This window comes from Halomonas almeriensis, from assembly GCF_030409235.1.
Classification (GTDB): Bacteria; Pseudomonadota; Gammaproteobacteria; order Pseudomonadales; family Halomonadaceae; genus Halomonas; species Halomonas almeriensis.
The window spans coordinates 501,928-526,770 of record NZ_JAUFPO010000006.1; the positions used below are offsets into that span (position 1 = coordinate 501,928).

At 63.6% G+C, this 24,843-nt stretch carries 21 protein-coding genes; 8 read left to right on the forward strand and 13 right to left on the reverse strand.

Annotation, left to right across the window (positions count from 1 at the left end):
- Positions 1 to 43: 43 nt before the first annotated feature.
- On the reverse strand, positions 44 to 1,117 hold the full coding sequence (gene dinB, locus QWY74_RS06250) for a DNA polymerase IV (RefSeq protein WP_264825268.1): 1,074 nt from the start codon (positions 1,115 to 1,117) through the stop codon (positions 44 to 46).
- 69 nt (positions 1,118 to 1,186) lie between these two features.
- Positions 1,187 to 1,849 carry a transcriptional repressor LexA gene (lexA, locus tag QWY74_RS06255; protein ID WP_264825222.1) on the reverse strand — a complete coding sequence of 221 codons (663 nt, stop codon included), beginning with the start codon at positions 1,847 to 1,849 and terminating at the stop codon, positions 1,187 to 1,189.
- Positions 1,850 to 2,091: 242 nt separating this feature from the next.
- On the opposite strand from lexA, the gene QWY74_RS06260 reads away from it, so the two are divergent.
- Together QWY74_RS06260 and QWY74_RS06265 are read left to right on the forward strand one after the other, a co-directional pair.
- Positions 2,092 to 2,757, forward strand: coding sequence for a TetR/AcrR family transcriptional regulator (locus QWY74_RS06260; protein ID WP_264825223.1), 666 nt, complete (start codon positions 2,092 to 2,094; stop codon positions 2,755 to 2,757).
- Positions 2,757 to 3,272, forward strand: a complete 516-nt coding sequence (locus tag QWY74_RS06265) for a L,D-transpeptidase (protein ID WP_264825224.1) — start codon at positions 2,757 to 2,759, stop codon at positions 3,270 to 3,272. The genes QWY74_RS06260 and QWY74_RS06265 overlap by 1 nt, the downstream gene beginning before the upstream one ends.
- 8 nt (positions 3,273 to 3,280) lie before the next feature.
- On the opposite strand, the gene QWY74_RS06270 is transcribed toward QWY74_RS06265, so the two are convergent.
- On the reverse strand, positions 3,281 to 4,501 hold the full coding sequence (locus QWY74_RS06270) for a type II secretion system F family protein (RefSeq protein ID WP_290313990.1): 1,221 nt from the start codon (positions 4,499 to 4,501) through the stop codon (positions 3,281 to 3,283).
- Positions 4,502 to 4,538: 37 nt separating this feature from the next.
- Positions 4,539 to 6,281, reverse strand: coding sequence for a type IV-A pilus assembly ATPase PilB (gene pilB / locus QWY74_RS06275; RefSeq protein WP_290313991.1), 1,743 nt, complete (start codon positions 6,279 to 6,281; stop codon positions 4,539 to 4,541).
- Positions 6,282 to 6,619: 338 nt separating this feature from the next.
- On the opposite strand from pilB, the gene QWY74_RS13035 reads away from it, so the two are divergent.
- On the forward strand, positions 6,620 to 7,153 hold the full coding sequence (locus QWY74_RS13035; protein WP_320109326.1) for a pilin: 534 nt from the start codon (positions 6,620 to 6,622) through the stop codon (positions 7,151 to 7,153).
- Positions 7,154 to 7,163: 10 nt separating this feature from the next.
- Here QWY74_RS13035 and QWY74_RS06285 read toward each other — a convergent pair whose 3' ends face one another.
- The 4 genes from QWY74_RS06285 to QWY74_RS06300 all read right to left on the reverse strand — a co-directional run bounded on the left by QWY74_RS06285 (position 7,164) and on the right by QWY74_RS06300 (position 12,284).
- On the reverse strand, positions 7,164 to 7,583 hold the full coding sequence (locus tag QWY74_RS06285) for a secondary thiamine-phosphate synthase enzyme YjbQ (protein ID WP_264825227.1): 420 nt from the start codon (positions 7,581 to 7,583) through the stop codon (positions 7,164 to 7,166).
- Between the two features lie 83 nt (positions 7,584 to 7,666).
- Complete coding sequence (locus QWY74_RS06290; RefSeq protein ID WP_264825228.1) at positions 7,667 to 8,824, reverse strand: extracellular solute-binding protein; 1,158 nt, start codon at positions 8,822 to 8,824, stop codon at positions 7,667 to 7,669.
- Entirely contained in the window at positions 8,811 to 10,625 is a 1,815-nt protein-coding gene (locus tag QWY74_RS06295) for a chloride channel protein (protein WP_264825229.1), read from the reverse strand. Before QWY74_RS06295 ends, QWY74_RS06290 begins: the two co-directional genes overlap by 14 nt.
- 264 nt (positions 10,626 to 10,889) lie before the next feature.
- Positions 10,890 to 12,284, reverse strand: a complete 1,395-nt coding sequence (locus QWY74_RS06300; protein WP_264825230.1) for an aminotransferase-like domain-containing protein — start codon at positions 12,282 to 12,284, stop codon at positions 10,890 to 10,892.
- A 96-nt stretch (positions 12,285 to 12,380) separates the two neighbouring features.
- On the opposite strand from QWY74_RS06300, the gene QWY74_RS06305 reads away from it, so the two are divergent.
- From QWY74_RS06305 to QWY74_RS06315, 3 genes are all read left to right on the forward strand, one after another.
- Positions 12,381 to 12,980: a LysE family translocator gene (locus tag QWY74_RS06305; protein ID WP_264825231.1), complete on the forward strand. Its 600-nt coding sequence runs from the start codon at positions 12,381 to 12,383 to the stop codon at positions 12,978 to 12,980.
- 326 nt (positions 12,981 to 13,306) lie between these two features.
- Positions 13,307 to 13,873, forward strand: coding sequence for an OsmC family protein (locus tag QWY74_RS06310; protein WP_264825232.1), 567 nt, complete (start codon positions 13,307 to 13,309; stop codon positions 13,871 to 13,873).
- Between the two features lie 146 nt (positions 13,874 to 14,019).
- Positions 14,020 to 16,224 carry an OsmC domain/YcaO domain-containing protein gene (locus QWY74_RS06315; protein WP_290313992.1) on the forward strand — a complete coding sequence of 735 codons (2,205 nt, stop codon included), beginning with the start codon at positions 14,020 to 14,022 and terminating at the stop codon, positions 16,222 to 16,224.
- A gap of 97 nt (positions 16,225 to 16,321) precedes the next feature.
- Here QWY74_RS06315 and QWY74_RS06320 read toward each other — a convergent pair whose 3' ends face one another.
- On the reverse strand, positions 16,322 to 17,221 hold the full coding sequence (locus tag QWY74_RS06320) for a LysR family transcriptional regulator (RefSeq protein ID WP_264825234.1): 900 nt from the start codon (positions 17,219 to 17,221) through the stop codon (positions 16,322 to 16,324).
- Positions 17,222 to 17,320: 99 nt separating this feature from the next.
- On the opposite strand from QWY74_RS06320, the gene QWY74_RS06325 reads away from it, so the two are divergent.
- Together QWY74_RS06325 and QWY74_RS06330 are read left to right on the forward strand one after the other, a co-directional pair.
- Complete coding sequence (locus QWY74_RS06325) at positions 17,321 to 18,901, forward strand: NADH-quinone oxidoreductase subunit L (protein ID WP_290313993.1); 1,581 nt, start codon at positions 17,321 to 17,323, stop codon at positions 18,899 to 18,901.
- Positions 18,898 to 21,402 carry a YbcC family protein gene (locus QWY74_RS06330; RefSeq protein WP_264825236.1) on the forward strand — a complete coding sequence of 835 codons (2,505 nt, stop codon included), beginning with the start codon at positions 18,898 to 18,900 and terminating at the stop codon, positions 21,400 to 21,402. Before QWY74_RS06325 ends, QWY74_RS06330 begins: the two co-directional genes overlap by 4 nt.
- A 126-nt stretch (positions 21,403 to 21,528) precedes the next feature.
- Here the strand turns inward: QWY74_RS06330 and folD are convergent, their stop codons facing one another.
- The 4 genes from folD to QWY74_RS06350 all read right to left on the reverse strand — a co-directional run bounded on the left by folD (position 21,529) and on the right by QWY74_RS06350 (position 24,828).
- Complete coding sequence (folD, locus tag QWY74_RS06335) at positions 21,529 to 22,389, reverse strand: bifunctional methylenetetrahydrofolate dehydrogenase/methenyltetrahydrofolate cyclohydrolase FolD (RefSeq protein WP_264825237.1); 861 nt, start codon at positions 22,387 to 22,389, stop codon at positions 21,529 to 21,531.
- Between the two features lie 14 nt (positions 22,390 to 22,403).
- Positions 22,404 to 23,279: a formyltetrahydrofolate deformylase gene (gene purU / locus QWY74_RS06340; RefSeq protein WP_264825238.1), complete on the reverse strand. Its 876-nt coding sequence runs from the start codon at positions 23,277 to 23,279 to the stop codon at positions 22,404 to 22,406.
- Positions 23,280 to 23,345: 66 nt separating this feature from the next.
- Positions 23,346 to 24,365, reverse strand: coding sequence for a methylenetetrahydrofolate reductase (locus QWY74_RS06345; protein WP_264825239.1), 1,020 nt, complete (start codon positions 24,363 to 24,365; stop codon positions 23,346 to 23,348).
- Positions 24,358 to 24,828 carry a methylenetetrahydrofolate reductase C-terminal domain-containing protein gene (locus tag QWY74_RS06350; RefSeq protein WP_264825240.1) on the reverse strand — a complete coding sequence of 157 codons (471 nt, stop codon included), beginning with the start codon at positions 24,826 to 24,828 and terminating at the stop codon, positions 24,358 to 24,360. Before QWY74_RS06350 ends, QWY74_RS06345 begins: the two co-directional genes overlap by 8 nt.
- Between the last annotated feature and the right edge of the window lie 15 nt (positions 24,829 to 24,843).

The window sequence follows — 24,843 nt, forward strand, 5'->3', positions numbered from 1 at the left end:
CGGCCTCGCGGCGCCAGCTTGTTACCGGCCTGAGCAGGCTGGTTCATGCTTGACGGGAGTCTTCCGGGGAAGGCAGCGGAAGCGAAAGCTGTTGACGAGCCCGTTCGGGAACCAGCCTCACACCGACGCCCAGCAACCTCACCGGGCGGTGCGCCCTGGCCCAGGCTTGATCCAGCAACCGGGCGAAGCTGTCCGTCGTCATCGCCATTCCGCGGCTTTCCATGGTGGTGATGCTGAAGTCGTCGAAACGGACCTTGACGAACAGGCCCGAAAGGGGAGGCTGGCCGTGGCCCTCGATGCGCTTTTCCAGCCGCTCGCACAACCCCTGGATCGCCTGCTGCGCGCTGTGCAGGTCGGGTAGATCCTCCTCGAAGGTGGTTTCGACGCTGATGGATTTGCGCTCGCGTTCGGTGCGCACCGGCCGTTCGTCAATGCCGCGAGACAGCTCGAACAGACGCCGGCCGAACTTGCCGAACTCCTCGAGCAGTCTGTCGAAGGGTTGTTGCTGGAGATCGCTGCAGGTGGCAATGCCCATGGCGTCGAGCCGGGCTGCGGTTGCCGGTCCAACACCATGTAGCTTGTTGACCGGCAGGGTGGCGATGAAGTCGTCGATCTGGTCCGGGGCAATCACCGTGAGGCCATCGGGCTTTTCCCAGTCGCTGGCAATCTTGGCCAGAAACTTCGTCGGTGCCGCACCTACCGAGACCGTGATGCCGGTGCGTGCCATGCACGCTTCCTTGAGCCACTGCGCCATCCAGGTGGCACTGCCCTGAAAGCGCTCGACATCGCTGACATCCAGGTAGGCCTCGTCGAGGGAAAGTGGCTCGACCAGTGGTGTCAGCTCGTGGAAGATCGCCTGAAGATCCTTCGAGACGGCACGATACTTGTCGAAATCGCCGGGCATCAGGGTCAGATGAGGGCAGAGGCGCAGCGCGCGAGCGGTGGGCATGGCGGAGTGGATGCCAAAAGTGCGGGCAGGGTAGTTGCAGGTCGCAATCACGCCACGCCGTTCCCGAGAGCCTCCGATCGCCAGCGGAATGTCGCGCAGTGCGGGATTGTCACGCATTTCGACGGCGGCATAGAAACAGTCGCAGTCGGCATGAAGGATCTTGCGCATGTCCTCACGGCCTCTTGCTGCCATGTCATGTCCGCCCGGCGACGGCTCGGAAGGTCGTATCGCCGGGCTTCACCCCAGCGCCTGGCCATTTCCGCCGCGAATCACGCCGACACCGACACCCTCGATCTCCAGGGTCTCATGGCGCAGGTCGACCTTGATGGGAGCAAAATTGGCATTTTCGGCCGCGAGGGTGATGTGGTGTCCCTGGCGATGAAAGCGTTTGACCGTGACTTCGTCCTCGAGGCGAGCCACGACAATCTGGCCATCGCGGATACGCTCGGTGCGATGCACGGCGAGAAGGTCGCCCTCAAGGATGCCGATATCCTGCATGGAAAGCCCGCGCACGCGTAGAAGATAGTCGGCGCGCGGGGTAAAGTAATCGGCCGGCAGGGGACAGTAGCGGTCGATGTGCTGGGTAGCGAGGATCGGACTCCCGGCGGCCACCTCGCCGATGATGGGCAAGCCCAGGGCAAGCTCTGTCTCGGCAGGGCTGTCGGCGCTTGAGGGCTCGGCCTCCGGCTGCGGCAGCCGGATTCCCCGGGAAGTGCCGCGTATCACGCGGATGACACCCTTGCGCTCAAGCGCTCGCAGGTGTTCTTCGGCGGCATTCGGCGAACGAAAGCCCAGGGCGCGCGATATTTCGGCACGTGTCGGCGGATAGCCCAGTTCACTCAGGGTCTTGACGATGAAGTCGTAGACATTCTGCTGGCGAGGCGTCAGGGAGCGAGTCATGCGACCTCCGGGTCATGGGCCTGTGGGGAAACGCCGATCAAGGATGTTACTGTTACTGTTTGTGGTTAATTATACAGCATGATTATCCATCCAGTAAAAGTGGTTCGCTAGGCCAGGCTGGCCGGCCGGCCCACGTTTTAAACAGTTGACAGAAAGTTGGATTCAGGCAGTGTGTTGCCTGGCCTGGAGTGCAACACTGTTCAAACGATTGTTTCCAACTGTTATCAACTCGGACTCGACACATGGCCGAACCAGATACCGTCACTCGCATCCTGGATACCGCTGAGGTGCTGTTTGCCGAGCGAGGTTTCGCCGAGACCTCACTGCGCAACATCACCAGCAAGGCCAATGTCAACCTGGCTGCCGTCAATTACCACTTCGGCTCCAAGAAGGCGCTGATCCAGGCGGTGTTCGCCCGTTATCTGGACCCCTTTACTCTGCGTTTTCATGCGGCGCTGGATGAGCTGGAAGCGCAGCATCGCCACGATGGCAGTACCATCCCGCTCGAGGAGCTGCTCGAGACCATGGCGCGGACCGTGCTGGAAGTGCCGGCGGAACGCCACAGCCTCAAGGTCTTCATGCGGTTGCTGGGACTGGCCTATAGCCAGGCTCAGGGCCATCTACGACGCTACATTCAGGAACAGTATGGCAGTGTCTTTCGTCGTTTCACCGAGCTGGTACGACGCGCCACGCCGGAGCTGCCGGATGCCGAGCGTTTCTGGCGCCTGCACTTCGTGCTCGGCACGGTGATCTTCACGCTCTCCGGGCTCGATGCGCTGCGCGATATTGCCGAGCAGGACTATCAGGATCACGTCTCGGTCCGCGACCTGGTGCGCCGCTTGCGGCCCGTGGTGGTGTCCGCCATGCAGGCACCGCTGCCCGAGCTACCGGCGCAGGAGGCGGTGTGATGCGAACGCCGCGCCTGTCGTCGTTGCCGCCTGAGGCCGACACCTGGGTAGAGATCGATGTTGACGCCCAGCAGCTGACCCTCCACCAGGGCAGAGAGGCGCTCTGGTCCTGTGCGGTATCCACCGGAGCCGCCGGCACCGGAGAGCTCGATGGCAGTGGCTGCACACCCCTGGGGTGGCACTATGTGCGCGCCGCCATTGGTGAAGGCCAGCCGCCCGGCACCGTCTATCGGGGACGTCGGCCCACCGGCGAGGTGTTCGACGAGCATCTGGCGGCTGCCCATCCCGAGCGCGATTGGATACTGACGCGCATACTCTGGCTGTGTGGCCTGGAAAGCGGCCGCAACCGGGGCGGTCAGGTCGATTCCCAGCGCCGCTACATCTACTTGCATGGAACGCCACCGAACGAGCCTATGGGCGTGCCAGCCTCCCACGGTTGCATTCGACTGCGTGATGCCGACCTTCTTGAGGTCTTTCAGCGCGCCCGGGCCGGGACCCCGTTCTGGTTGCATTGACGCCTCTGTTAGAGGGCGCCGCCAAGCTCGAAGATCGGCAGGTACATGGCGATCACCAATCCACCGACCATGATGCCGAGCATGGCAATCACCGCCGGTTCCAGCAGGGCGGTCAGGATATCCACCCGGTCATCCACGTCGCTTTCGTAATGTTCGGCGATGCGCTCCAGCATCTGATCCAACGTGCCGGATTCCTCGCCGATCGCGACCATCTGCAGCGCCATGCCGGGAAAGCGGTGCGTGGCGTGCATGGCGCGATACAGGGAGTGTCCTTCCAGGACGTCGTGTCGGACCTGCTCCACAGCCTGCTGAAATGCCGGGTTACCGGTAGCCCCCGCGGCACTTTTCAGCCCCTCCAGCAATGGAACACCGGCCCCCACCGTGGTTGACAGGGTGCGACAGTAGCGAGCCACACAGGCGGCTCCGAGCATCCCACCGAACAGCGGCAGGCGCAGCGCGAGTCCATGCAGTCGAGTGGCAAAGCGCGGGGAGCGGTGTTGCGCCATGTAGATCAGCGCTGGCAGGCTCGTGCCCAGAAGCAGGCCCCAGGGCCAGTGATCCCGGACCATGTCCGAGAGCTCCAGGGCCAGTCGCGTCAGCGCAGGCAGCTCGGCACCGAAGTCGCTGAACATCGATTCAAAGCGCGGGACGACCTTGACCAGAAGCAGCGCCGCCACGCTGATGCCGGTCAACATGACCATGGCGGGATACCAGAGGGCCTTGCGGACTCGGGATCTGAGCCGCTCCGACTTCTCCTTGTGCAGGGCGACTCGCTCAAGCATGCGGTCCAGTGTGCCTGACTGCTCTCCCGCGGCCACCAGGTGCACGAACAGGCCGGCGAAGTGGCGGGGATGTCGTGCCATCGCCTCGGCAACGCTGGCCCCTTCACTGACAGCCCGGCGCAGGTCATTGATCAGCCATCGCAGCGCGGGGTTGGTCACGCCTTCAGCGATGGCCTGCAAGCCCTGCAGAACCGGTACCCCGGCACGCAGCAGGGTGGCCATCTGGCGCGCCAGGACGGTGATGTCACGATGCTTGACCTTGCCGGTGCTCAGACCTCGCTTGGCGCGGGCGCGGCGTATCAGAATGCGTTGCTGCGTCAGCTTTTCGACGACTTCGTCGCGACTGGCCGCCAGTGTCTCCCCCTGTACGACCTGGCCATTCTCGTCCACGCCTTGCCATTGCCAGCGACGTTGCCGGGATTCGCTTTCCGAGCGGGTGGTGTTCATCCCTCCCTCCTGCCGGACGTCCGGGCTCGGTGTGGCATCAGGTGTGACCGGTAATGCGGTTGACCTCGTCTAGGCTGGTCAAGCCCTGCAGGACCTTTTCGATGCCGCTCTGGCGAAGGCTCAGATAACCGTTTTCACGGGCTTGCTGCTCGAGATCCGCGGCCTTGGCCCGGCGAAGAATACGCGTCCGGATGCTGGCATCGATCGGTACTACCTCATAAAGGCCGATGCGCCCCCGGAACCCTGCCTGACACTCATGACAGCCCACGGGTTCGAACAGCGTGAGGTTCTCGGTGTCAGCTCCGTGGCATTCAAGCTGCGAGCGTCTTGCCTCACTGACCGACACGGCACGCTTGCAGCGGTCACAGAGCCGGCGTGCCAGTCGCTGGGCCACGATCAGGCTCACCGAACCGGAGACATTGAAGGGGGCAACGCCCATGTCGGTGAGCCGCGTCAGGGTGTGAACCGCCGAGTTGGTATGCAGGGTGGAAAGCACCAGATGCCCTGTCTGCGCCGCCTTGATGGCGATTTCGGCGGTTTCCGGATCGCGGATTTCGCCGACCATCACCACGTCAGGATCCTGACGCAGGAAGGCACGCAGGGTGCTGGCAAAATCCAGTCCGATACGCGGCAACACATTCACCTGGTTTATGCCCTCCAGCTTGATTTCCACCGGATCTTCGGCCGTGCAGATATTGCGGTGGCAATCATTGAGTTGTCGCAGCGCGGTGTAGAGCGTCACGGTCTTGCCACTGCCGGTGGGGCCGGTCACCAGTATCATGCCCTGGGGATGCGCGAGAGCGCTTTCGACCAGTGCATGCTGAGTATCGGAAAGGCCCAATTGATCCATGCGCCAGCAGGCCGTCGCCGGGTCGAGCAATCGCAGTACCACCTTTTCACCGTGGACAGTCGGCAGTGTGTTGACCCGAAAGTCCACCCCGCTGCCATGTCGGGCATGCCATTTGATGGCGCCATCCTGCGGCAGGCGGCGCTCGGAAATATCCAGCCTGGCCATGACCTTGAGTCTGGCCGTGACTCTGGCGTGCAGCCCCGGGGGTGGCTGGGCCATGTCGTGCAGAATGCCGTCGATGCGCTGACGAATCCGGAACCGGGTGGCATAGGGCTCGAAGTGAATATCCGAGGCGCCCTGGCTGATGGCGTCCTGCAAGAGGCTGTCGACAAAGTCCACCAGCGGACCGTCCGTATCCGACTCCACGGCTGATACGGTGTCCTCTTCGATGCTGAACGAGTGGGATCCGGTATCGATCCGGTCCATGGCCTGGCGGGTGTTGCTGTGACCCGCGAGGTAGCGTTCCAGGCAATGTTCCAGTTGATCCAGCGGGGCGAGAACTGTCTCGACGGAGAGGCCTGAAGCGAACCTCAGCTCACCCAGAGCCGCCATCTGTCCCGGGTGACTTATCGCCACTTTAAGGCGCTTGTCATCGCGCTGTAGCGGCAGTGCCTGCAAGCGGCGAAGCAAGGCGCATGAAGCATCCTCCAGACGTGGCAGGCTGTTGATATCAACTTGATTCAGATCTATCACGGTCAGCTCATACTCCCGACCGGCTGCCTCTGCCACCTGCCATGGGCTGAGGCTCTGCGTTGCCACGAGATGCTGCAACAGTGACACCCCGTTGACGCCTGCCTGCCGGTCCAGCCGCCAGACCTCCTCGAAGCTCAGCAGACCTTCCTCGATCAGCCGGTTGGCCAGACCGCCAGGCGGCTGTGCCGGGAGTCCCTCTCCTGGTCGAGAATCCTGGGGGCGAGAGTCAGGTGACATGAGCGACATCCCTGTCCATGGGTCTGCTCTGGATTCTAGCCAGTGGCTCGGGCTACAGCCGTGCGATTTTTGCGCAGGCCGTCTACGACATCACGGACAAGAGCGACGAATTCTCGGCGCCTATTTGTGGGTAAATCTTCCTTGTGAGGGCCTTGCCCGGCTGCCTACTGTCAGGTCAGTAGGGGCACAAGAGGAGGGTAAGCAGGGCAATAGGCAGGCCGGCAGGTGTTCGGTGAAAGTGCCGGCAAAACACAACACCGGGAGCACATATCGGGTCCAGGCGCTGCCTCCGGGCAGTAGCGATTCGACCTGTGGTCACCACCAGGGAGAGGTGCATCATGAACAGGATGACGCAACACAGCACTCGGGTATTGCCCTGTCGCGGGTCGGTCCAACGTCAGGTCAGTTACCACTCAGGAGACGCAAGCGATGCCATGCACTTGATTCCCGCCGACCGCCTGGAGCCGCCACCGGCGGTATCCATGGTGACGAGTAGGTTGGCTTTTTCCCGGCAGCAGGCCGGGTTTACCCTGATCGAGTTGCTGATCGTGGTGGCGATCATCGGCATCCTGGCGGCCGTTGCCGTGCCGCAGTATCAGGATTACACCGAACGCGCCGAGCACAGTGCCGCCATCTCGGAACTGAGTGCCGCCAAGCTCAGCGTATCGACCAACATCGCCGAGGGTCTCGATGACCCCTGCACGGATGTCGGCTGGAACTGTACCGACAACGGCGATGGGTCCGGCACCATCGAGAACACTCAGGCCAGCAATGACTCCGGTTCCGGCAATACGCATCCCAATGCCGTCCTGACCTGGGATACCACTGCCGGTGATGGCATCACCTGGGAAACCACCAGCTGGAATGACTGAGCCCGGTACTTCATTCCCCGTTGAGCGTCGCGATCAGCCGGCGGCTGCCGCCCTGATCGCGATGCTCGCCCAACCAGATGCCCTGCCAGGTACCCAGTGCCAGCCGGCCATGCCGCACCGCCAGCGTCAGTTGGGTCCCCAGTAGGCTCGCGGCAATATGGGCCGGCATGTCGTCCGGTCCTTCCAGTGTATGACGGAAAAAGGGCAGGTCACCGGGAATCCGGTCGCGCAGAAAGGCATCCATGTCATGACGCACATCGGGGTCGGCATTCTCGTTCAGCGTGAGAGAGGCCGAGGTGTGCATCAGTTGCACATGCAACAGTCCCATGCGGCATTCCTGCAGGCAGGGCAGCGCGTCGGCAATGTCGTCGGTCACCAGGTGAAACCCCCTGGCACGCGGCAAGAGCTGAATGTCCTGTTGTAGCCACATCGGCTCATCCCCCTGATGTTCTGGTGTCGGTGATCGCTTGATGCCGCGCAGCTTACGTCATCCGCGGCGCGGGTAACACCAACTCAGGGAAGCTCGCTGGTACCTTCTGTCATCAGGGCCTGGCGAAAGTACTCGTCGATGCGCTCATGGCTGTTGGCATACCACTCATCGTCCTTGGTCAAGGCGTGTTCGGCGTTGAGAGGATGAGTGGGAATATGCAGCCGCATGTCCACGCCATGGTCGGGGTGGTTGGCGACCTGAATGGTGGCCGAGCGGCGCGAGGGGCCATAGGGGATGAGCTCGGCCAGTGCCGTCTGGCGTTCCGTCGAGGTAGCGAAGCCGATGAACTGCCGCGCCTGCTCGGACTCCCTGGCGCCGCGCGGAATGGCCCAGACTTCGTGCTCCTGTACCTGGCCATCCCAGAGAATCTCGATGGGCAGGTCACGATTGACCATGGCATCGAAAAAGCGGCCATTGAAGCCGGAGGCCATCACGACCCTGTCCTCGGCGAGCAGCTCCACCGGGGTGTCGCCGGCCTCCCACCAATGGATACTGTCAAGGTTGTCGAGTCGCTTGAAGGCCAGTGAAAGGCCGCGTCGCGTACTCAGCAGGCGATAGATTTCTTCCTCGGGCACGCCATAGGATAGCAGTGCCCATTCCAGGTTGACCGCCGGGCCGCGCTGCAGGGCGCGGGGCCCCGGAAAGTCCTGCTGATTGAAGAGATCGTCGATCTCGGTGGGGCGGCGGCCGGGGAACGCATCTCGCCTGTAGGCCACCACGGTGGCGAACACCGAGTGAGTGATGGCGCAGCGGTTGAGGGCCCCATGGATGAAGTCCCGCCGTGCCGGCTCTCCCTGGGGGGAAGCGTGGAGTATCTCCGGCGCAATGGGCTCCAGCAACTGGCTGGCGCAGGCGTTCTTGGCCTCGCTACGGCTCATGTCGATCAGGTCCCAGGGAATGCTGCCTTCCTTGGCCGCCTGACGAAGTTCCTTGAGGCCGCCGTTGTAGCGATGCACTCGGACCGGAATCCCGGTGGCTTCGGTAAAAGGCTCAAATAGGGCACGACGTTGCGCGCGTTCATAGGCGCCGCCCCAGGTCAGGATGTCCAGCGTCGCCTCACCCTGCGCTGCGGCCGCATCCTGGCCTGCGGCCAGCGGCGACATCCCGGTGAGCGCGGCGAGCAGCAGCCCGCATGCCGTTTTACGCCAGCTTGCGCCGGCCTGTCGCTCAGCCCGTACCATGCTCCTCCCGTCGCAGATCTTCACTGTGTTTCAGGTAGGCGCGGGCAATGCTCGACTCGTATACCACGCCCAGGAAGGCATCGCCCGCCTTGTCATCGACTACCGCGATGGCCTCGCCGGTTACATCCTGCACATGGTGCATGGCGTCCCAGACCGACGCCTCGGGGCTGAGCACCGGACGCGGGGTACGCTGACAGCTCCTGACCCGGTGGTGGCCCTGTCCCTTGCCGCGCATGACCTCCAGGTCGGCCAGGGTGACGCTGCCGCGATAGCGCTGCCTGTCGTCCACCAGGTAGGCTTCGCCATGCCCGCCCTCGCCGAGTCGGGTGACGGCTTCCTGCACCCTGTCGTTCGGGTTCAGAATCACGCACTCCTGGCTGACCAGGCTCTTGAGGCGGGTATTCTGCAACAGCGCCCGGCCGCGACCGGCAGACAGGTCAAGCCCGCGTCGGGCGAGTTGAATGTCGAACAGCGAGCGACCGAAGAGTTGCGCCGCGATGGGGCTCGCCAGGGTGACGCTGGCCAGGGCCGCGGTGGTCAGTACATAGCTGCCGGTGAGCTCGAAGACGATCAGCAGGGTGGTCAAGGGGGCCCCTATCACCGGTGCCGTCACCGCCACCATGCCGCAGACCGCGTAGAACACGAAGGTTTCGTCGGCCATGCCCAGCTGGGTGACCAGGGTGCCGCAGAGGGCGCCGAACAGAGTGCCGATCACCAGTGCCGGGCTGAAGACGCCGCCGCCGAATCCCATGCCGATGCACATGGCGGTAGCCGCCAGCTTGAGCACCAGCACGATGACCAGGTCGAGGCTGCTGAAGGCCCCCTGGATGGTGGCGAAGCGCAGGGTTTCCTGCCCCATGCCCAGGATCTCCGGCACCCAGAGCGCGACGAGCCCCAGAACCGCCCCGGCGATCCCCGGACGCAACGAGGGCAACACAGGAAGTTTCGCCGCCCAACGGCCCACCGCCAGGATGGCATGCATGTAGCCGCCAGCTACCAGGGCCCCGAGGCCGCCGATGACGATGAAGGCGGCGAACTCCCAGGGGCGCGGGACGGCGGTGTCGGTGACATGGAAGAGCGCCCCCTGGGAGAGCACGTTGGTGGCAATCACATGGCCGACGATCGCCGCCGCGGCCACTGGCGCAAAGGCGCGCAGTGCGTAATGGCGCAGCACGACCTCATGGGCAAAGACGATGCCGGCCAGGGGGGCGTGAAAGGCGGTGGCAATGGCGGCGGCGACACCACAGGCAATGGTGACATTGTCGTCGGAACGTCCCATGCGCATCAGCCTGGCACCCAGCGAGCCCAAGGTCGCGCCCATGTGCACCAGTGGGCCGTATTGCCCCACCGAGGCGCCTGAGCCCAGGGATACCAACCCGGACATGGCCGACAGCAGGCCAGCCTTGAACGGCAGTCTGCCGCGGCGCGTCTGCACCGCGGCGATCAGGTCGGCCGGTGTATGGGGGCGACGCTCGCGAATGGCGCGATGCAATTGTCCCACCACCAGACCGCCCAGCGCCGGAACCGCCACCGTGGCCAGGGCCAGGGCTTCGGGATGAGCGAACATCATGCGCCCGCGGGGCGAGATCAGCAGCAGGTCGTTGAGCCAGATCACGGCATTGACGAAGCCGACTGCCGCCAATGCGGACAGCCCTCCAATCACGGCCCCCAGTAATACCAGGCCCAGGAAGCGCAACATGCCGGCGGGCCCCTGGGAGGGCGAGTGATCGGTGGCCTGGGCGTTCTGCGGGGCCTGTGGCTCGGCGGGGGGTGTTGTCGGCGAATCCGTGTCGGCTGCCACTTGGTGTCATCCCTGATCATGCGCGAACGGTTAGCGCCCTCCCTGATCCAGCCGTGGGTCAAGGGAAGAAGCCTCTCACACCATGTTTAGGGGCAATGCGTGCCACGAGCAAGTGTGCCAGGCCGCGCCAGGGGCTGGTCGGCTAGCGCTGACGGCCGGCCGGTGGGGCTATCGAAGCCGGGTCAAACGGCGACATGCCGCGGCTGATATCCAGGTCGGGCGTTGCGTTTCCAGGCGTTGAATCAGGGTGAGTGATGTCTTGTTCTACACGGTCGCCCAGTTGGCTTCAGGGGGTTTGGCCAGGGTCGCGACAATGGTCTCCAGGCCATGAAGCAACAGCTCGCGGCTGGCGGGCGGCCCCAGGCACAGTCGCAAGGCCTGGGGTACCGGCTCGCTGCCCATGCAGAAGGGCTCCGCTGTCGACACCAGCACGCCACTCTGCTTGAGCGCCGCCTGCACCTGGCTGCTGCGTTGTCCCTCGGGCAAGGGTAGCCAGACCAGCGAGGAGCCGGGCTGGCTGCGGGGCTGATATGCCGCCAGGTGTTCCAGCGCGAGTGCGCGACGCGCCGCCAGTTCGTCGATCTGCCAGTCAAGCAGTGACTGACCGGCCGGATCCTCCATCCAGTGGCAGGCGGCCTGCACCATCAAGGGCGGCACCATCCAGCTCTGCGACCGCAGGGCGGCACACAAACGTTCCTGCAATTGCGCGGGAACGCTGAGCGTGCCGATGCGCAAACCGCCCGCCAGGACCTTGGATGTACTGAAAATATGCAGGGTCCGCTCCGGCGCCAGCTCAATCAGCGCCGTGCCGCGCTGATGCGGTGGCAGATACTGCACCGCATCCTCGACCAGCCAGATGTCGTGTTCTCGGGCAATCTCCACCAGGCGATGGCGACGCGATTCACTGAGTCGAGCGCCGGTGGGGTTGTTGAGGTCCGGCATGCAATAGAGCAGGCGGGGAGGCTGTCGAGCACACAGGCGAGCCAGCGCCTCAACATCCATGCCCTGCTCATCCAGGGGCACGGCCAATTGACGCAAGTGGGCCTGGCGGGCGGCACAGACAAACCCCGGGTAGGTCAGGGCATCCGCCGCCACCAGCTCACCGGGCTGGACCAGGGTTCTCAAGACCAGGTGAATACCGTGCTGGCCACCCTGAGTGATCAACAGCCGCTGCGGGTCGTCGGGAAGCCCCAGGCGTCCTTGCCAGGCGGCCATACAGTCTCGCTGTTCGGGGGTGCCGGCCTCATGCTGATAGTCGGTTGCGGCCTGCATGGCGTCGGCAGAGGCGCAGAGCCGGGTCAGCGCATTGTGCAGACCGGTGGCTCTGAGTGAGTGGGGAGGCGGGAAGCTCATGCTCATGTCGATCATCCCGTCATTCACCATGCGAGTGGCACGAAAGCGGGTCGTGGCTTCATCGTCCCGGTGCCGCACATAGGTACCACTGCCCACGCGGGACTCCACCCAGCCCTGCTGGTGTGCTTCGGCGTAGGCTCGGCTTATCGTGCCGATGGTGACGCCGAGCTGATCGGCGAGTCGTCGTTGTGGCGGCAGGCGCTCTCCAGCAGCGAGCTCGCCTGATTGAATGGCCGCCATGATGGCATCGGCGATGCGCCGGTAGCGCGGCCCCTTGTCGCCCAGTTGCGGTGTCCAGATTGTCATGGTGACAATAAAATCTTTGACGCCAATTTTGCACCCATTATGCTCTTTAAAAAGGATAATGTAATCCTTTTCTTAATATTGTATGGGTACAATTTAATGAGTGCGCTGACCTACCTGGGGCCCGTGACCCTGTTCATGATCTCGATGACCATTACGCCGGGCCCCAACAATGTGATGTTGACGGCCTCCGGCGCCAATTATGGCTTTCGGCGCACGATGCCGCACCTGCTGGGGATCCTGGGAGGCTGCTTTGTGCTCTTTGCGGCGGTTGCCCTGGGGCTGGGCATCGTCTTCGAGCGGTATCCCCTGATCCAGACCGCCTTGCGGGTCATCGGCAGTCTTTATCTCTTGTACCTGGCCTGGAAGATCGCCACCGCGCCGCCGCCTGATTTCGCTGGCGCTGAGGGGCGTCCACTGGGCTTCTGGCAGGCTGCGGGCTTCCAGTTCGCCAATCCCAAGGCCTGGGTCATGGGCCTGACGCTGATGGCCAGCTTTCTGCCCGAGGGAGGCAATGCCGTGGTCAACGCTCTCCTGCTGGCCGGCTTCGCCGAGCTGGTGGCGTTGCCCTGTATCTGTCTCTGGGCTGGCTTTGGCATGGCCATCGGCCGCTGGCTCAAGAGCCCACGTTCATGGCGCATCTTCAATGGCACCATGGGCGCGCTGACCGCGGCCTGTGTGGTTTTCATTCTTGGCTGAGACACCCTTGCCCGGTTTACCGATAGGCTTGTCAGGTGTCACCTGCTGTGGGCGCCCAGGTGGCGCCGCCATTCCCCGAGGTGAATTTTTCCCATTCCCGCCGGTGAACCCGACCTGAGCCACCGGGTGGAAGCCCCCGGCCGGTCGCAGTTGATCGTTGAGGCTTGCGACGCCGGCTTTGGCGAAAGCTGACCCTCCAGCCGGGACAAACACCCCTGATGGTCACCATTCTCGCCCGGTATTCGGGACAACCGCCTCATGTCGCGCTCTCATGTGCCCGCCACAATGGTATTCGAACCCACTCGAAATACATTGGAGGTGGCATCATGACAGCGCTTATCGAGAGCCTGGTCGCCCAGCGCCAGCGCCCCCTGCAGCAACGTTATCTGGCACATCCCCGCGAGGCCTGGATCCACGACCACGGCCGAGCTTTCCAGGGCCATGGACGGGACCCCTTCCATGGCGAGGTCGAGGCCGACAGTAACGCCAGCACCCCCTGGGCCTTTGGTATTCACCGCGCTGTGGGAGGGGACCACGATGCTCCCAACCCCGGTGACCTGCTGGCTTGTGCCCTGGCGGCATGTCTGCAGTCGACCACCCGTATGGTCGCAGAGTGGCTCGAGATGGAACTGGCCGCGCTGGAAGTCGATGTCAGCGCGTATGCCGATGTGCGAGGCACTCTGCGGGTGGATTCCGCCGTGCCGGTGGGATTTCAACGCCTCGACGTTCGCGTGACGGGCAGAGTGGTCGCGGGGCACCAGGACGCGCGGAGTCTCCAGCGCCTGGTGAGCAGTGCCGAGGCCTGCTGTGTGGTCATGCAAACGCTCAACCCGGGGACCGACGTGCGCACCGACTGGTGTTTGAACCAGCCCGGACCTCAAGCAGCCGGGTGACCCATCGGTGCCGCCACCTGAAGCGGGGCTGGCCTGTCATCCGCCAGTGGTTTTTCGCCCACCCCAAGACGAAGCCCCTGAAAAGCTGGATAATGGCGGGCCACGCCGCTCAGGCCGCCTGAATCCATCAATCCGGTGCTTTGTCCATGGAAATCAAGGTCAACTATCTCGACAACCTCCGGCTGGAGGCCAGGTTCGATGACTTCACGGTCATCTCCGATCAGCCCATCCGCTACAAGGGCGATGGCTCGGCGCCGGGCCCCTTCGACTACTTCCTGGCGTCGTCGGCGATGTGTGCGGCGTACTTCGTCAAGGTCTACTGCAACGCGCGGGACATTCCCACCGAGAACATCCGCCTGTCGCAGAACAACATCGTCGACCCGGAGAACCGCTACAAGCAGATCTTCAAGATCCAGGTCGAGCTGCCGGAGGATATCTCCGACAAGGATCGCCAGGGCATCATGCGTTCCATCGAGCGCTGCTCGGTCAAGCGGGTGGTGCAGAACGTCCCGGACTTCCAGATCGAGGTCGTCGAGAACCTGGACGAGGATGCTCAGGCGCTGCTGATGGCCGAGCCGGAGGAGGGCGCGAACACCTGGATCGAGGGCAAGGACCTGCCGCTGGAGCAGACCATCACCAACATGACGCGCATGCTCGAGTCGCTGGGCATGCAGATCGAGATCGCCTCCTGGCGCAATATCGTGCCTCATGTGTGGTCCCTGCACATCCGCGATGCCCACTCCAACATGTGCTTCACCAATGGCAAGGGCTCCACCAAGGAAAGCGCCCTGGCCTCGGCACTGGGCGAATTCATCGAGCGGCTGAGCTGCAATTTCTTCTACAACGACCAGTTCTTCGGCGAGGCCATCGCCCACAGCGAGTTCGTGCATTATCCAGACGAGAAGTGGTTCCAGCCCGGGCCCAACGATGAACTGCCGGCGGGCATCCTGGATGAGCATTGCCGGGACTTCTATGATCCGGACGGCGAGTTGCGCGGCAGCCATCTCATCGATACCAACTCCGGCAGGACGGATCGTGGCATCGTGGCGCTGCCCTTCGTGCGCCAGTCCGATGGTGAGGCGGTCTACTTCCCCTCGAACCTCATCGAGAACCTCTACCTCAGCAATGGCATGAGTGCCGGCAACACCCTGGCCGAGGCCAAGGTGCAATGCCTGTCGGAGATTTTCGAGCGCGCCGTGAAGCGCCAGATCATCGAGGAGGAAATCGCACTGCCGGATGTGCCGCGGGCGGTGCTCGAGAAGTATCCGCGAATCCTCGAAGGCGTCGAGGCCCTGGAAAAGCAGGGCTTTCCGGTGCTGGTCAAGGATGCCTCGCTGGGCGGTGACTATCCGGTGATGTGCGTCACCTTGATGAACCCGCGCACCGGCGGGGTTTTTGCCTCCTTCGGCGCTCATCCGAGCTTCGAGGTGGCGCTCGAGCGTAGTCTGACCGAGCTGTTGCAGGGTCGCAGCTTCGAGGGCATGAACGACTTCATGCCGCCGACCTTCAATTCTCTGGCCGTCACCGAGCCCAACAACTTCGTCGAGCACTTCATCGACTCCTCGGGCCTGATGTCCTGGCGCTTCTTCAGTGCCCGCTCGGATATCGACTTCGTCGAGTGGGATTTCGCCGGCACCAACGAAGAGGAGGCGGCGACACTGTTCGGCCTGCTCGAGGCGCTGGACCTGGAGGTCTACGTGGCCGTCCACGAGGATCTGGGCGCGCCGGTGTGTCGTATTCTGGTGCCGGGCTACTCCGAAGTCTATCCGGTCGAGGATCTGATCTGGGACAACACCAACAAGGCATTGCTGTTCCGCGAGGACATTCTCAACCTGCACGCGCTCGACGATCAGCAATTGAGTGATCTGCTGGAGCGGCTGGATGATAGCCAGATCGATGACCACGAGGACATCATCACCCTGATCGGCGTCGAGTTCGACGAGAACACCGTCTGGGGGCAACTGACGATCCTCGAACTCAAGCTGTTGATCAACCTGGCGCTTGGCCAGCACGAAGAAGCACTGGAACGGGTCGAGATGTTCCTTCAGTTCAACGACAACACCGTCGAACGCGGCCTCTTTTATCAGGCCGTCAATGCCGTACTGGAGATCGCCCTGGACGATGAACTGGAGCTGAACGACTATCTCGAGAACTTCCAGCGCATGTTCGGCGAAGCGACCATGGCCGCCGTGGTGGGCTCGGTGAACGGCGAGGTGCGTTTCCATGGTATCGAGCCGACCAGCATGCAGCTGGAAAGCCTGGAACGGCACCAGCGCCTGATCGACAGCTACAGCAAGCTGCACGCGCATCGCGCCGCTCGAGCGGTACCCGCGGCTGCCGTCAACGCCTGAAGCCGCCGGCAAGGAACGCCCCGGTCATGATTCGGCAGGGGCGTCTCGCGTCAGGCGGTCCGGCCATCTCCGGGGCAGGGGGCTGCCGGGCGCCTGGCTAGCCCGAATCCTGCAGCGCATAGCTCAACAACTCTGCCACCATGCCGGGCATGAACTCCCTCGGCAGAGTGATGGCGTAGAAGTTCTCGTAGATATTGGGCAGGCGCTCGTAGGAGGTCAGCCGGCCCTGCTGCAGCTCGTCCCTGACCACCACCTCCGGCAGAACACTCAGCGCACCGCTGTCCCGCGCCAGCAGTCGCAGCATGGCCATGTCGTCGGCCTCGGCCAGTACCTCGGGCTGGTACTGGTGTCGACTGCAGTAACCGTCGAAGGCCCGACGCAACTCATGATGCTCACCCGGCAGCACCCAGCGCAAACCTTCATATCCCTCCGGAAAGGGCCGGCCGGGCTGGGCGTCCGGGGGGCCGATGATGGAGAGGGGCTGGCGCGCCAGCAATTGGCTTTGCCAGGCTGTCTGGGCTGATCCCGCAGGGGGGAGCTGGGTGTTGGCTAGCACCAGGTCGAACTCATGCCGCGCCAGGCCGTCGAGGAGCTCGGCCATGCCGCGGGCATAAAGACTGAAACGCAGTTTCTGGCCCTCTCCGAACAACAACGGTGCGATGAAGCCTTCGATGAAATTGCGCGACATGCTCGAGAGGGTGCCGATACGGATGTGCTGATACTCGGGTTCGATGCCCCGGTTGATCAATGACTCCAGCTCTTCGCCCTTGGTAAAGATCACCTCGGCATAGTTGAATACCTGACGACCCGCCTCGGTCAGCATCAGGGCGCGATTGCGTCGTTCGAACAGGGGTTTGCCCATGCGCTGCTCGAGCTGGCGTATCTGGGTGGAGAGCGCGCTCTGGGAGAGATGCAGCAATTCGGCGGTGCGAGTCAGGTTTCCCTCGGCCGCCACGCGCCAGAAGTAATACAGGTGGTGATAGTTGAGCCGGCTCATTTCGTTCGCTTTTGTAGAACAGAAAAATCATTTATATATATTTTAATTAAATCATGGCACCCGGGATACTGCTCGCACTTCAACGAGCGGAGTCTTGGCATGATGTGGATCGAGCATTTGTTCCCCTGGCTGCCGGGCCTGGTGCCCATAGCGCTGGCGCTGGGAGCGGTACTGAGCACCCGGCTGCCGCGACCGCGCGCCTGGCGAACGGCGCGCCTGGCCACTCTGGGCAGCATCCTGGTGTCGGCGCTGCTGCTGCTGCTTAGTGCCACTCAGTGGCTGCCGGGCGTCAACGGCATCTGGCAGACCTCGCCGCTGGCGCTGATCCTGCTGCTTCTGGCCAATTTCATCGCGTTCGTGGTGGTGCGTTACAGTGCTACCTACCTTTACGGCGAACCTCGCCAGCGGCGCTTTGTCGCGCTTCTCCAGGCGGCGTTCGCTGCCGTCAGCGTGGCCGTGCTGAGCGATCACCTGGTGCTGTTCATGCTCGCCTGGACCAGCATCAGTCTGGCCATGCATCAGTTGCTGATGTTCTACCCGGCGCGTCCCAGAGCGGCCCTGGCGGCACACAAGAAGTTTCTCTTCGCCCGGGCCGCCGAGCTTTGTGCCCTGATGGCCTTTGTGCTGCTCTATCTGCACCACGACACGGCAAGGATCAGTGAGATCACCGCCGCCTATGGCGCTCCGGCGAGTGAGCTTGGCGCTGTCGAGCAGTGGGCCGCCTGCCTGCTGGCTCTGGCGGCACTGATCAAGTGCGCCCAACTGCCGCTTCACGGCTGGCTGATTCAGGTGGTCGAGGCGCCCACTCCGGTATCTGCCGCGCTGCACGGCGGGGTGATCAACCTGGGCGGCTATCTGCTGCTGCTGTTTTCGCCGCTGTTGCTGCTTTCCACCCCGGCCCAGGCGCTGATTCTGGGGGTCGCCGGGATCGGCAGTGTGCTGGCCGCGCTGATCATGATGACCCGTGTCAGCATCAAGGTGCGCCTGGCCTGGTCGACCAGCGCCCAGATGGGCCTGATGCTGGTGGAGATTGCCCTGGGTTTGGTAGAACTGGCGTTGCTGCATCTGGTGGCTCACTCCTGCTACAAGGCCTATGCCTTCCTCGGCTCGGGAGAAGCTGTGCAGCAGGACCTGTTGCGCCGTCAGGCGCCCGGGGTGTCGCCCACGTTGAAGCAATGGCTGTCGTCGGCCCTGCTCAGCAGTCTCCTCGTCATGGCTGGGGTTGTGCTCGCCGGACGTTTCACCGATGCCAAGGTGCTGGCGATCAACAGCCCCTGGGTGCTGCTCACCCTGGCCGTCACCGTCTTGCTGGCCGAGCGTCGCAGCACGCGAACTGGCGGCACGCTTCCCGGTTTTCTCGGCCTGGCTGGCCTGGTGGTGCTGGCCTACACAGGCCTCAAGCTGGTGTTTGCCAGCTTCCTGTCCCCGGTCGACCATCTGGCCTCGCCCTGGGCAGACCTCTGGGTCAGCGCGCTTTTCGGGCTGCTCTTCGCGGGCTACTGGCTGCAGCGTCATGGCCTCCATTATCGCGGCTCGCAGACACTCAATCGCTATTGCTATGCCGGTTTCTACCTGGACGAATGGGTGACGCGTAACACCCTGAAGCTCTGGCCTCACAAGTCGAGTGGGCGTACCAAGCCCAAGACCCTGCAAAGCGCCTGGCGCGGGAGGACCTCATGATCCGTCATGCAAGCGAGCGGGCCGCGCAGGCCCCTGATCCAGAGCATGAGCCGAAGCTGACAGCGGAGCAGGCACAAGCGCTGGACCGCGCCTGCTCACGCATCGCGCCGAGCTGGCCGCTGGACCGACTGATCGCGGTCAGCCCCTACTGGACTCAGCGAGGCGAAGAGGCCGCCCGAGTGGCGGCGCGGCTTTCGGCGCTGGGCAATGTCCACTCCCTGATGCCGCCGAGCTACTATCTGGGCGCCTGGCAGAGCGGCGAGATCGGCGAAGCGCACCTGGTCGAGGCGGCCGAGCGCCTCGACTATCGGGGGCCCTACAAGAACCTGCTGCAGGTAGTCGATGAACTCAGCCGGCTGCCCCACTGGCACAACATCAGCGATCTGATTGATGCCCAGCGTGATCGTGAGCACAAGATGGCGTGGCGAGACGAGATCACCCAGCAGATCAGTCAATTCTGTGCCGCCTACTTTCAGGAGGATGGTGCGCTCAACGCCGAACGCCTCGACGCAGCCTCGGACAGGCAGCTCTATCAGCACTGGCGGGATATCACCCTCAAGGACCATGGCATCGCTATTCTGATGGGCGAGCGGCGCCTGCGCCGCTACTTCAGAACGCTGCCGCAGACCGAGGAAGGCTTGCTGGTGGCGGCCATTTCCGAGCTCATGGTGGATACCGGCGGACTCGAGGATTACGCCCAGGCGCTGCTGCTCGACATCAATGGCTGGGCCTCCTGGGTCGCGTTCCAGGACTGGCAGAACAGTCTGAACGCATCACCGGGCGAAGCGGGCGGGTCGGATATGCGCAGCCTGCTGGCCATACGCCTGGCCTGGGAGCTGGTGCTGTGGCGGTATATTCGCGCGGAGCACAGTGACCAGGCTGAACGCCTGACGCGCCTTTGGCACGATGAGCTGGCGGAATTGCCCAGCCTGGTGGCGCGCCATCAGAGCGTACAGGGCCCGCTTTGGGTGTGGCAGCTGGCCAGTGAGCTTGCCTATCAGCAACCGCTGCATCAGGCCCTCAGCGAGGCAGTTCGATCAGCGCAGGTGCCTCCGGTCGGCACCGAGCTGCAAGCGGTGTTTTGTATCGATGTGCGCTCCGAACCCATGCGTCGAGCCCTGGAAGCTCAGAGTCCGGCCATTCAGACCCTGGGCTTTGCGGGCTTTTTCGGCTTGCCTGTGGAGCACCAGCAGGATGGTACCTCGCTGACCGTGCCCCATCTGCCGGGTCTTCTGGCCCCGCGGGTGACGCTGAAAAGTGGCGCCCATCAGGGGCCCATGCGCGCGGCGCAGCGTCGCAACTGGCAGGCACGCCTGCAGGAATGGAGCCGTACAGCGAGCGCCAGTTTCTCCGCCGTGGAAACCGCCGGGCTGCTCTATGCCGGCAAGCTGCTGCGCCGCTCCCTGGTGGCGAAACCCCGGCGCAGGCCCCTCGAGATGGCCTTGCTCGGGTGGTACTGGCGTGACAGCGGCAAGGCGTTGAGCCTGGCCGACAAGGCTGGGCTTGCTCGCTCCGTCCTCGAAGCCATGGGGCTGACCGAGGGCTTTGCGCCTCGTGTGCTGTTGGTCGGGCACGGCAGTCACAGCACCAACAATCCGCATGCCGCGGGGCTGGAGTGCGGTGCCTGCGGTGGTCAGTCGGGCGAGCTCTCGGTGCGTTCGCTGGCGCGCTTGCTCAATGACCCTGCCTTGCGCGAGCTGTTGGCCGAGCAGGGGATCACGATCCCCGCCGACACACGTTTCGTGGCGGCGCTGCACCATACCATTACCGATCGCATCGAGCTGCCGGAAGGCTCGGCAGACGGTTTCGCGCTCAGCGAAGCACAGCGCAGCTGGCTGGAGCGTGCCGGCGCTGAGGCGCGACGCGAGCGTGCTCCGCGCCTGGGACTGGCAAGTGACGGGGTCGAGCTTGAAAAGGCCCTGGAGCGTCGCGGCGCCGACTGGTCACAGACCCGGCCGGAGTGGGGGCTGGCCAATAACGCCAGCTTCATTGCGGCACCTCGCCACTGCACGGCCGGGGTGGATCTCGCGGGTCGGAGCTTCCTACACGACTACGACTGGCGCTCCGACAGCGACTTTTCCCGCCTTGAGCTCATCATGACCGCGCCCATGGTCGTCGCCCACTGGATCAACATGCAGTACAACGCCTCGGTGACCGACAACCACAAGTACGGCAGTGGCAACAAGGTATTGCACAACGTGGTGGGCGGGCATATTGGTGTCTTCGAGGGCAATGGCGGCGACTTGCGCATCGGTCTGCCCTGGCAATCGCTGCACGACGGCGAATGCTGGCAACACCAGCCCCTGCGCCTGAGCGTGTACCTGGCAGCACCGACTTCCGCCATCGAGGCCATCGTTGCCCGCCATGAGGTACTGCAGTCGTTGACGGCCAATCACTGGCTGCATCTCTTCGCCTTGGATGACGTCAGCGGTGACGTGCAGGCTTATCGACCAGGCGCCTCGGCTCGCTGGCAGGGTGCCTGCCTGACATCAGCACCATGATGGCAGGCATGGCGTTGTTGGCACTCCGCCCCGGGTGGGCGGATGCCCCAGGGGCGGGTTCGAACCCCGCGCCGGATCATCGCCGGTGCGGGACCGAGCGGTACCATGTCTGTCGCTTGGCAGCCGTCAGGCAAGTTGCGCCCTGGCGGCGCGGGTTGTGTTCAACAACAGGCAGGCAATGGTCATCGGGCCGACGCCACCTGGCACCGGCGAAATTGCTCCGGCGACCTGCGAGGCGGCGGCAAAGTCGACATCGCCGGTGAGCTTGCGCTGCCCATCGACCTCGATGGCATTAATCCCGACGTCGATGACGGTGGCGTCGGGCTTGATCCAGTCCGACTGGATCAGCCCCGGCGAACCGGTGGCGGCGATCAGGATGTCGGCTTCCTGGCAGACCTTGCGGATGTCGCGGGTCCGCGAGTGGGCAATGGTCACCGTGCAGTTTTCCTGCAACAGTAGCGCGGCCATGGGCTTGCCGACGATATTGGAACGACCGACGATCACCGCGTTCTTTCCACTGAGGTCCTCATGCACTTGGCGCAGCATGATCAGGCACCCCTGGGGCGTGCAGGGCACGAGTGAGGCGCGGCCCTGGGAGAGAGCACCGACATTGGCCGGATGAAAGCCATCGACGTCCTTCTCCGGCAGGATGCTCGAGATGATGCGTTCCTCGTCAATGTGCTTGGGCAGGGGGAGCTGGACGAGAATGCCGTGCACCTCGGGATCGTCGTTGAGTTGCTGGATCAGGTCGTCCAGTGTGTCCTGGGAGGTGTCGGCCCCCAGATAATGTTCGAAGGAGGCAATCCCGGCTTCCTTGGCGCGCTTGATCTTGTTGCGCACATAGATCTGGCTGGCGGCATCGTCGCCGACCAGCACCACGGCCAGCCCGGGCACGCGGTCGAATTGCTGCTTGAGCCACGACACCTCGGTTGCTGCGTCCTCGAGCACCTGACTGGCAAGCTCCTTGCCATCGATTACTTGCGCCATTTGCCGCCTCCCGTTCACTTGAAGATGATGGTCTTGTTGCCCGACAGGAAGATGCGGTGTTCGGAATGCAGTTTCACCGCCGTTGCCAGAGCCATGGTTTCGGTATTGCGCCCCAGGGCCACCAGCTCATCCGGGTAGTAGGCATGGTTCACCGGCTGGACGGACTGCTCGATGATCGGCCCTTCGTCGAGGTCGGCCGTGACATAGTGAGCCGTCGCGCCGATCAACTTGACGCCCCGTTCGAACGCCTGGTGATAGGGCTTGGCGCCCTTGAAGCCCGGCAGGAAGGAGTGGTGGATATTGATCGCCCGACCGTGGAGTTTCTGGCAGAGGTCATCCGAGAGCACCTGCATGTAACGCGCCAGCACCACCAGCTCGGTCCGGGTCTCCTCGACGATTTCCATCAGCCTGGCTTCCTGCTCCGGCTTGGTGTCCGGCGTGACGGGCAGATGCCTGAACGGGATACCCTCGCGCTCGACGATCTCTCGCAGATCTTCATGGTTGGACACCACACCGGTGATCTCGATGTTCAACTCGCCTTTGTGATGGCGATACAGGAGATCCACCAGGCAATGGTCAAATCGCGAGACCATGATCAGTACCCGGGGAGGGGACTGCAGGTCGTGCATGCTCCATTCCAGCTCGAGGCGCTCACCCACCTCGCTGAAGCCGGCTTCCAGACTGTCGAAGCTGTGCTGGCTATCGTCGAGGATGTTGAAGACACAGCGCATGAAGAACTGGCCCGATATCTTGTCATCAAACTGGGACAGCTCCGTGATGTTGCACCCCCGGTCCGCCAGATAGGAGGTGATGCTGGAGACGATGCCGGTGCCGGTTCGGCAGCTGACTTTGAGGACGAACTGGTTGTCGGTCTTGTATCGGCTTTCCATGACTTGCCCTTTGGTTTGATTATGTGGCCCGGGGATCGGCGGCTGACACCTTGGCGTCTAGGATGGTCAAGCGGTGGCAGTGGACGCAAGGGGTTCGGTTTCCATTTCTGGCGCCCATGGCGTGCGATCGCTCAGGGCGCCCGAGGCCTGGACGATCGCCGGCACGCTTGATTCCTGGCGGTGTGCCATGATGTGGACACCGCTGACACCCTCGACTTCCTGCAGGGCCTGAATCATCTCGATGCAGATGTTGCGGCCCTCGGCCTTCTGGTCGTGGGCGCCATCGAGACGCTCGATGATGGCATCGGGAATGTGCACGCCGGGCACATTCTGACGCATCCATCTGGCCGCCCGGGCGGATGCCAGCGGACCGACGCCGGGCAGGATGAAGCACTTCTCGAGCAGGCCCAGGTCCCGGCACTGATGCATGAAGTTGCGCAGTCGGGGCAGGTCGAAGCAGTACTGGGTCTGAATGAATTGTGCGCCTGCCGCCACTTTCTTGGCCAGCCGCATGGCCCTCAGGTTGAAGGGTGGAACAAACGGATTTTCGGCGGCGCCCAGAAAGACATTCGGCCCCTGGCTGAGCGGACGACCGCTGAGAAACTGGTGCTTGTCCCGCAGGCCGGTGATGGTCTCCAGCAGTGACATCGAGTCCAGGTCGAAGACCGGCTTGGCCTGTGGGTGGTCGCCGGCCTGCACGCCATCGCCGGTCAGGCACAGGATATTGTTGATGCCCAGCGCCGAGGCGCCCAGGACATCACCCTGGATGGCAATGCGGTTGCGGTCCCGGCAGGAGATCTGCATGACCGTCTCGTAGCCGCGGCGGCTGAGCAGGGCGCACATGGCAGAGCTCGACATGTGGCAATTGGCTCCCGAGCCATCGGTGGCGTTCATGCTGTCGACAAAGCCCTGGAAGACGGCCGCCCGATCATAGACATCCTGAGGATTGGCCGAGTCGGGCGGGGCAATCTCCGTGGTGATGGCAAAGTTGCCGGCCCGCAAGACCTGCTCCAGTCGGCCGCGGGCCTCCGGGAGCGCGGCACTCCCGTCATGCGTGCCCGGGGTGGGCGGGGTAGCGCTACTCATGGCGGCCCTCCTGCTGGGGTTGGCTGGCGCGTCTGGCCTCGCGCAGCCAGGAAGATGATCCCTTCAGGCGGTGATCGACCGGGGTCTGCACCACCTGGATCAGGTCGCTCTGGCGCATCTTCTGGCTGCCTTCCCAGGCTTCCAGCCAGACACACCGCATCTCGGGTTTCACCTCACAATGGCCATTCTGCATCACGCCGCCACAGGGCCCGTTGCGCATGCTCTTGGGGCAGTTCATCGAGCACGACATGCCGGTCGAGCTGAGGATGCACTGGCCGCACATCTTGCAGTCGAAGAGCAGCTCCTTGCTCAGTTGCTCGACCTTGCCGACCACCTTCTCGGAGCGCTCTTCGCCCATCGCCTTCCACACTGGTTGCAGGCGAGTTAGCACCGGGTGGAAGGCGTTGTAGGCGACCTCGAAAATGCGCGGATGTCTTGCAGCCCAGAGTCGAACGGAATACATGAGCGTCTCTCCCGG